Below are 7,734 nucleotides of genomic sequence, written 5' to 3'. Positions count from 1 at the left end.
GGGGGGGGGGGGGGGGGGGGGGGGGGGGGGGGGGGGGGGGGGGCGGGGGGGGGGGCGGGGGGGGGGGGGGGGCCGCCGCCGCCCCCGCCCGGGGGGGGGCCCCCCCCCCGGCCGTGTCCTGCTTGACTCGCGTGACCGGCGCCAGCACAGTGCGGACCCATGAGCACCGACGCGATCTTCCTGGGCCTGGGCCTGACCGCCGTGCTCGCGGTCGGCTCCCAGGTGCTGGCGAGGTGGCTGCGCGTGCCCGCGCTGATCGTCCTGCTGCCGGTCGGGTTCACCGCCGGCGTGCTCACCGACGACCTCGACCCCGAGCGGCTGCTTGGCGCGGCCTTCTCCCCGCTGGTGTCGCTCTCCGTGGCGCTGATCCTCTACGACGCGGGCCTCGGCCTGGACCTGAAGCACCTCCAGGGGCACAACCGGCGCGTCGTGGTCAGGCTGCTGCTGCTCGGGGTGCTGCTCACGGGGTTCCCGGCCGCCTTCCTGGCGGCGCAGTTCCTGGGGATGTCCTCCCGGGCCGCGCTGATGCTCGGCGCGATCCTGGTGGTCAGCGGCCCGACGGTGGTCGGGCCGCTGCTCAACTTCGTGCGCCCGGTGGAACGGCTCCAGCAGATCCTCACCTGGGAGGGTTCGCTGATCGACCCGATCGGCGCGATCCTGGGCGCCCTGGTCTTCCACTCGATCGTCGCGAGCACCCATCCGCACGTCGGCGTGCGGGCCGGCCAGTTGGTGCTGAGCTTCGCCGTCGGGATCGCCGGTGCCCTGGTCGGAACGGCGGTGCTGTGGCTGCTGCTGGGCAGGTTCCGGATTCCCGAACCGCTCGGCACGTCCGTGCAGCTCGCCACCGTGATCGGCACGGCGGCGGTCTGCGACGTGCTGCGCGACGACACCGGACTCATCGCGGCCGTGGCCATGGGGGTGGCCGTCGCCAACCTCCCGTCCTCCGACATCCCTTCGCGCAACCCGTTCTTCGAGACCCTCGTCCAGCTGATCATCGGACTGCTGTTCATCTCCATCTCGGCGACCATCACCCCGGACTCGCTCAGCGGCGTCATGCTCCCGACGCTCGGCCTGGTCGCCGTACTGGTCCTCGTCATCAGGCCACTCGTGGCCGGGCTGTCCACGCTCGGGACGGACCTCCCACAGGGCGAACGCGCCTTCATCGGCTGGATGGCCCCGCGCGGCATCGTCGCGGCCGCCACCGCCTCGACCTTCTCCACGACCCTGGTCGCGGACGGCGTCGGCGGAGCCGAGAAGATCCTCCCCGCGACCTTCCTGGTCATCGTCGCCACGGTGGCGGTCTACGGCTTCACCGCCGTGCCCGCCGCCCGCCTCCTCCACGTCAGGCGCTCCGCCCGCTCCCGCCCCCTGCTGGTCGGCGGCGCGCAGTGGGTGGTGGAGGTCGGCCGGGCCCTGCGCTCGGCGGGCCTCGACGTCCTGATGTGGGCCGGCCTCGAACCGGAACGCGAACGGATCCGGGCCGCCGGCCTGGAACTGGCCCCGGGCGAACTGCTGGCGGCCGCCACCGGCCAGGGCGCGGAACTGGAGGGCATCACGGCCGTCCTGCTGCTCACCGACGAGGACGACTTCAACGCGCTCGCCTCGACGATCCTGCAGGGCGGCGTCGAGGGCCGGGTCTACCGCCTGGGGCCGCCCCACAGCAGCCACGGAGTGGTGGCCCCGTACACCGGCGGCGAGATCCTCTTCGACGAATCCCTGGCCCGGCCGGCCCTCGCCCGCCGCCACGCCGACGGCGCCCCGCTCCTGGCCGCCCCCGGCGCCGGTACCATCCCCACCGGCCACGACCTGCTCTTCCGTGTCCGCTCCAACGGCACCCTCGCCCCCGTCGTCAGCGGCCACCCACCCCCCGAGGAACCCGGCGACATCCTCATCCTCCTCGGCCCACCCCGCCACCCCACCCCACACTGACCGGAGCCCCGGCACCGGTCCAACCGGCGAGGTCGGCTGGATCATGAACCATGATCCGTCCGCGCGAGACGGCAATGAGACGGTGGTCCGTCAGCACACGCAGGACTCGCACCACCGACTCGCGGGAGGCTCCCACGGCGCTGGCGAGCTCCTGCTGATTGATGGTCAGCCGCCGAGCGGTGAAGTCCCCTGGTACTGGGGCCCCGTAGCTGTGGGAGAGCCTCGCGAGGACCAGCGCCGTACGTGAGACCGTCGGCAGCGCACCGAGGTCCGCCCGGCCGACATCGGATTCGCGCAGCCGTTCAGCCACGCACCGCAGCACAGCCAGCGCGAGTCCACCATGCGCCTCCATGAGGGAAGTGAAGGCCGGAGCCGGTACGGCGACCCCCTTCACCTCTCCCATCGCCGTTGCCGTCGCGGACCGGAGCCCGCCATCCACGCAGGACAGCTCACCGAGCAACTCATCCGGTCCGCGAAGGGCGAAGAGGCTGGTGAAGCCGGTCGCGGATACCGAGGTGACCTTCACCAATCCGCTATGCAGGAGGACCACTCGGTCCGCCGTGTCACCCTCGCGCATCAGGAGCTCACCGCGGCGCCACTGCACCTCCTGGCCCGCGGACCTGATCAGGTGTCTCCACTTGTCGGGCAATGCTGGTCCGGCCATCTCTCGATCCTCCGGGGCCCACCGTAGTCGACCTCTCGTTCTCTTTGCGTAGTTTGACGCAGACGGCCTTCTCCGTCCCCAGGTACAAAGTTGATCAGCCGGTTGCTCTTGCCGCGGACCGGCCTGGAATTCAACCGACCGGGAGAACCGCATGACTGCCCCGACCATCGGACCCAACGGCCGCCCGTTCCCCGGGCGATCGGACGCCACTACCCCGGTCGCCACCGCAGGACTCGACGCGGCCTGGCGAATCCACGGTGTGCTGTCCGAGTGGGTCAGCCGGGTGGACGTCAAGGCGTCGTTCGCTCTGAGCCTCGAAACAGCAGCTCTGGTGGCGATTTCGAGCGTCGCACAGACCGCGCCGGCCACCGGGTCCGTCGCGTCGGGGCGACAGGCGGCAACCGTTCTCACGCTCTGGGCCAGCGCGCTACTCGTCGCCACCGCTCTCGTCTTCGCGATAGCGGCGGTCGCTCCTCGCATCGGTTCCCGCGGCGAGGCGGACGACTGGCGGCACAACGTCATCTTCTTCGGTCATGTAAGGCACTGGGACGCTGATGACCTGGCGGACGCACTCGCCGAGCAGGACCTGCTGCCGGCGCTGAGCAGGCAGCTGGTCGTGCTCTCCCGAATAGCCTGGATCAAACACGTACGGGTACGAGCCTCACTGATCCTGGGCGGGATTGGGGTCACGCTGGCTGCCCTGCCCGCGATGATGAACTCTGTAGCGTAGGCAGACTGACGACGGCTTCACCGATCTGATCGACCAGAAACGGACTCGCTCCATGGACACCACTGCTCCGACTCATCCTTGGGACCTGCCGCCCGAGCACACGCTCTTCGCGGTTGACATCAAGGACTTCAGCAAGGCCCCCGAGCATCGTCAGCCCAGGCTTCGTCAGGCCCTGGACAGCGCACTGGACTCGGCCTTCTCCAAGAGCGACCTACTGGAGGAGTGGAAGAATCCGACGTACCGGCAGGACACCGGTGACGGCTGCATACTGGTCCTCCCCCCGGCTCGCACATGGCGGTTGGTCGACCCGCTCATCGGTGTGCTGGACGAAGAGTTGCACAGCTACCAACAGCAGCGGCAATTTGACGACCCGCCGCTACTCGTGCGGGTGAGTGTGCACATCGGCCCCATGCCCGAAAGCAACCTGGCGGATGCCATCAACGATGTCGCACGGTTCGTGGACAGCGACGCCGTCCGGGCGGGCATCGCCGCCGCGGGTGCCCACGGCAGCTACACCGCGCTCGTACTGTCTGACGACATGTACCGGCGAGTGGTCCTGGCCCGCCGGAGCAGGCTTCTGCCGGAGCGCGACTTCTTGGCCGCACCCGCCACGGTGGCAGGAAAGGGATTCACCCGAACTGCGTGGATCCATGTGCCGAGGCTTAGCCCCAGCGTGGTCGCCCAGCACCTGAAGACGTGCGACATGCCGCCTCCCCGGGAGGAGACCGCAGGGGCGGCTCCTGTGGCTCCTAGTGGCATCCGGGTGTCCGGCAACGTCAACATCAACACCCTGGCAGACAAGATCGACACCGTGCGGACACGACAGATCAACCGCACCGACCAGGCCTCCGGGGAAGGGCAGTTCAACGGGTGAACACCGAGGATCACCGGCCGGTCGACGACCTGGAGGACCTGCTTGCGTCGCTGCCCACTGAGCACCGCTCGTCGGATGGCGTTCCGGGGGCCACACCGCCGTGGTCTTTTCTGCCCCCGCCGTTCGACCCTCGTGTCGTTCGTCCCCTGTCGGACGCGGTTCCGGCCCGGATCACCAACATCGATGTACTCGCCAATACCATCGAGAACGTGCACCAGGAGGTTCGCAAGCGCGACGTCCTCGACGGGACGGAGCTCAGCCGGGCCGAACTGGTCGGCTCCGGCGCCTTCTTCCTGCCGCCGGAGTGGGAACAGGCCTGGTCCGACGGTGCCGACGTACTTCGACCGGACGGCAGCAACGGAGTCCTCCTCGTACTTGCGCGCCGGGGCTACGGTGCCACCACCTTCGCCAGACAGCTCATGGTCCGCCATGCCTCAACGGAATCGACCCTTTTGGACCTAGAGGTTGACTGGGTCCATCCGTCCACCGGACGGTTGCCGCTCAGTGCCGGCCACACCTACTTGTTGGAGCTGAAGGACCCGGAGAGTGATCGCCTCGACCGCGACTTCCTCGACCGACTCTCGACCTTCGCGGAAAGACTGTGCGACGCCCGGTCTCGCTTGGTGGTGACCGTCACGGACGAGATCTGGGTCGGCCATCACGGCTGGCACGGTCCGGGGGTCAAGACCGTGTACCTCTCGGCACCGCCGAACGCGCAACGACTCGTCGAGCACCACCTCAGTGCCAGGAGCCTCGCTCCGCTGATCAAGTACGTTCGGTCGGCGAACGCCAGGGCGTCGATCCAGGGGCGGGATGCCGTCGAGGCGATGCGCTGTGTGGAGATGGTGGTTCGGCAGTGGGCGGCTCACCGGAGGCGGCCGGCCTCCGCCGAGAACGACGGGATGATGGGCCCCGGCGACCGTCCCGTGAGAATAGAGCATCTGAGCTCCCCGACCACACCACCCGACGGGTTGCAGACGCAGATCGAGCTGGCCCTCGCGGACTGGCGGGACCATTTCGACCTGCTCTTCAACGACCCGGCCAGGTCGCCCGCCGGCAAAGACTCTCCGCTCTCGCTCTCCGATCGCTGCCTGCTGCTCGCTCTGGCCGTTCACGGCGTCGCGCCGGCCTCGGTGATCGGTGAGGACGCGCACGCACTGGAGGCGGCCATCGAGGCTGCGTCCGGGGGACCGCAGGCCACCGGTGCCCCCACCGTCGGAACGATCTTCGCCGGACGGGGCCTACGCCCGCGCCTGCTGGCGCTTTCCGCCGAGGTCGATCCCCAAGACCGGGTCACCTTCGACCGTCCCGGGTACTCAGAGGCCGTCCTCGCGTATGTCTGGGACAACTTTCCGTCGTTCCGCTCGGTGCTGCTGACCTGGCTGGTGAGCCTTCCTGTCCGTCCGCGGATCAACAGCGATCCCTCGCCCCAAGCCCTCGCAGGGCTGGTCCTCCGGCACAGGACGTCACAAGACCTGGACGCACTGAAGGACCTGGCCCTCCAGGCCGACCGTGCGCCACTCCTGGTCGCCGTCACCGAGGGGGCACTCAAGGATGACCACATGCGCCGCACGACCTGGAAGTCGCTCCTGCGGTGGGCGAAGCAGGCGACACAGGTCCGTGTGGTCGTCGTGGACGTCTGCCGTGGCGTTTTGCTTGACGGGAACAGCACGCAGAGCGCCTGCCGGTTGGCGATGACCCGGCTTCGCAATCTCGTGCAGACGGAGGACCACACGATCCGGACCGCGGTACTGGACATTTTCGACGTTCTCGCTGCGAGGCCCGACATGCGTCCGATACTGGTCCGCGAAGTGGGGAACTGGCTCGTCAGGGACTGGCCTGCGTCGGCGGGGCGCCTGTGCCTGCTCGCGCTGATGCGCTGCGAGGACGCCGGGACGCCGTGGTTGCTCAGCCCCTCGTCCCCCTTGTCCGAGGTTCACCTCCGGATTGGGCTTGAGGAATTGTTCGGCGACCTGGCCGAATCACCGGAGACCGTCACCCGTGCGGCTTCCTGGCTTCGCCATGCCGCTGCCCACCATGTCGTCACCGACATCGTGCTGGACTGCCTTGCATCTACCCTGCGAGGCCACTCGCAGGCCCAGGCAGCCATGGCGTTGTACCAGGCAGTCCGAGGGACAACGCTTCCGGACGGCAGCCGAGTCGGCGACCACCTCTTCGATCGCATCTCCCGCCCAGCGAATTCCTCAACGCCGCTACCGCTCCAGGTCGATCGCCACACGGCCTCAGTCGGTCCACTTTCAAAGTGATTCTGTCGGGGAGCCCTCCATCGTATGTGTCCGCCGGGTCCGGGTGGCGAACGTGGAGGCGCGGATCCGCTCGCCGCACCTTCACCGCCCCGCCGCCCCGGCGGCGCGCTCATCGCCGACCCGGCGCCCTGCCCGGAGGCGCCGCTGGTCGGTGGCGAGGTCCCGCTTTCGAGCGTACGAGGCCCTCGAGGCGTGTTCCTGGGGTGCGAGGTCGGTAGGGCCAGACCGGCTGGGACTCGCCTCTGACCTCACGTACGCTCGGGTGCGACGGGGGACTCATGGGGGTGGGCTCGGTGCCTGGACGCGGGGGTGTGCCACGCGGTTGCGCGGTGGTCGCGTGGGTGGTGCTCGCGGGGGGCTTCGGGCTGGCCGCCTGGATCTACCTGAGCCTGCGGCCCGAGCCGCAGCCCGACGTCGCGAAGGCGGCCCAGTCGGTCACCGCCCGGGCGGCGGACCGGGCGCTGACCGCCCAGGCGGACCGTCAGCTCGACCAGGTGCGCGCCGCGTTGCCCTGGGCCATTTACCTGGGGACGACGGTGGCGGACTCCTGCAGCACCGGCTGGGTCGACCACGGCCTCGCGCTCACCCGCCGGACGTGGACCCCGGTGACCTGCTCCAGGACCACCACGGTGTACGAGGCGTTCGATGGCGACCTTCCGTCCCGACTCGCAGAGCTCGACACCGTCCTGGCCACCGCGGGGTGGCATCCCGACCGGACCGGAGCCCCGCTGGACCGCGAGGAGCACCCGGGGCTGGTCGCAGCACTCGACTACGCCCACCGGCCGCCCGACGATCCGACCCCGGCCCAGGTCGCGGAGGCGGCCGCGCGGCCGAATGCGGCCACGGTGCAGTACGCCGTGCCGATCAGCTTCGACTTCGTGCCGCCCGCAAGTGCGAAGGCGACTGCTCGACAGGGCGGAACGGTCGATGTGGCGCAGGCCCCCTACCTGCCGGCCCTCGACGACGGAACGGCCGCGCACGACGTGATGCTCAAGTACCCGTCGGTCAAGACCTCGTACTACGTCGACTGGCGTCAGTACGGTCACTCCCAGCTGGCCGCCGCTGCCTATCCCGCACACGGCGCCGTCCTCGCCATCTCGATCAGCGGGAACTACAACACTGGCCGGGCTCGGCCGTGACGAGCTCGGTGCCACCGGGTAGGCCGATCTCCAGCTCACCCGGAGCCTCCGAGCGATCTCCGGAGGCATGACCCCTTCGCCGAACAGCGCGGCAGCCTTCAGTCGAACACCCTCACGGCGCTGACGTGCTT

At 69.6% G+C, this 7,734-nt stretch carries 6 protein-coding genes; 5 read left to right on the top strand and 1 reads right to left on the bottom strand.

The annotated features are described in order from the left end of the window. Positions 1–159 precede the first annotated feature (159 nt). A complete protein-coding gene (locus ACIRS1_RS31225; protein WP_402845512.1) occupies positions 160–1,929 on the top strand; it encodes a cation:proton antiporter in 1,770 nt (589 codons plus the stop codon). Here ACIRS1_RS31225 and ACIRS1_RS31220 read toward each other — a convergent pair. Then, positions 1,889–2,593: a Crp/Fnr family transcriptional regulator gene (locus tag ACIRS1_RS31220; RefSeq protein WP_402845510.1), complete on the bottom strand. Its 705-nt coding sequence runs from the start codon at positions 2,591–2,593 to the stop codon at positions 1,889–1,891. The two genes, ACIRS1_RS31225 and ACIRS1_RS31220, sit on opposite strands and share 41 nt — an antisense overlap. 151 nt (positions 2,594–2,744) lie before the next feature. On the opposite strand from ACIRS1_RS31220, the gene ACIRS1_RS31215 reads away from it, so the two are divergent. The 4 genes from ACIRS1_RS31215 to ACIRS1_RS31200 all read left to right on the top strand — a co-directional run bounded on the left by ACIRS1_RS31215 (position 2,745) and on the right by ACIRS1_RS31200 (position 7,603). Continuing rightward, a complete protein-coding gene (locus tag ACIRS1_RS31215; protein ID WP_402845508.1) occupies positions 2,745–3,323 on the top strand; it encodes a Pycsar system effector family protein in 579 nt (192 codons plus the stop codon). A gap of 52 nt (positions 3,324–3,375) precedes the next feature. After that, entirely contained in the window at positions 3,376–4,197 is an 822-nt protein-coding gene (locus tag ACIRS1_RS31210; RefSeq protein ID WP_402845506.1) for a hypothetical protein, read from the top strand. Beyond that, positions 4,194–6,464, top strand: coding sequence for a hypothetical protein (locus ACIRS1_RS31205; protein WP_402845505.1), 2,271 nt, complete (start codon positions 4,194–4,196; stop codon positions 6,462–6,464). Before ACIRS1_RS31210 ends, ACIRS1_RS31205 begins: the two co-directional genes overlap by 4 nt. A gap of 341 nt (positions 6,465–6,805) precedes the next feature. Continuing rightward, the gene (locus ACIRS1_RS31200; RefSeq protein WP_402845503.1) at positions 6,806–7,603 is read left to right on the top strand and encodes a hypothetical protein; all 798 of its coding nucleotides are present in this window, start codon (positions 6,806–6,808) and stop codon (positions 7,601–7,603) included. Positions 7,604–7,734: the final 131 nt, after the last annotated feature.

Origin of the sequence: Kitasatospora sp. NPDC101176 (assembly GCF_044768035.1) — a bacterium.
Taxonomy (GTDB): Bacteria; Actinomycetota; Actinomycetes; order Streptomycetales; family Streptomycetaceae; genus Kitasatospora.
Note: the sequence above shows the minus strand (reverse complement) of the source record. Positions and strands in the feature narration are given on the sequence as shown.

Coding starts and splice junctions, on each gene's coding strand:
- ACIRS1_RS31225 (WP_402845512.1), top strand. CDS start 160: ATGAGCACCGACGCGATCTTCCTGGGCCTGGGCCTGACCGCCGTGCTC.
- ACIRS1_RS31220 (WP_402845510.1), bottom strand. CDS start 2,593: ATGGCCGGACCAGCATTGCCCGACAAGTGGAGACACCTGATCAGGTCC.
- ACIRS1_RS31215 (WP_402845508.1), top strand. CDS start 2,745: ATGACTGCCCCGACCATCGGACCCAACGGCCGCCCGTTCCCCGGGCGA.
- ACIRS1_RS31210 (WP_402845506.1), top strand. CDS start 3,376: ATGGACACCACTGCTCCGACTCATCCTTGGGACCTGCCGCCCGAGCAC.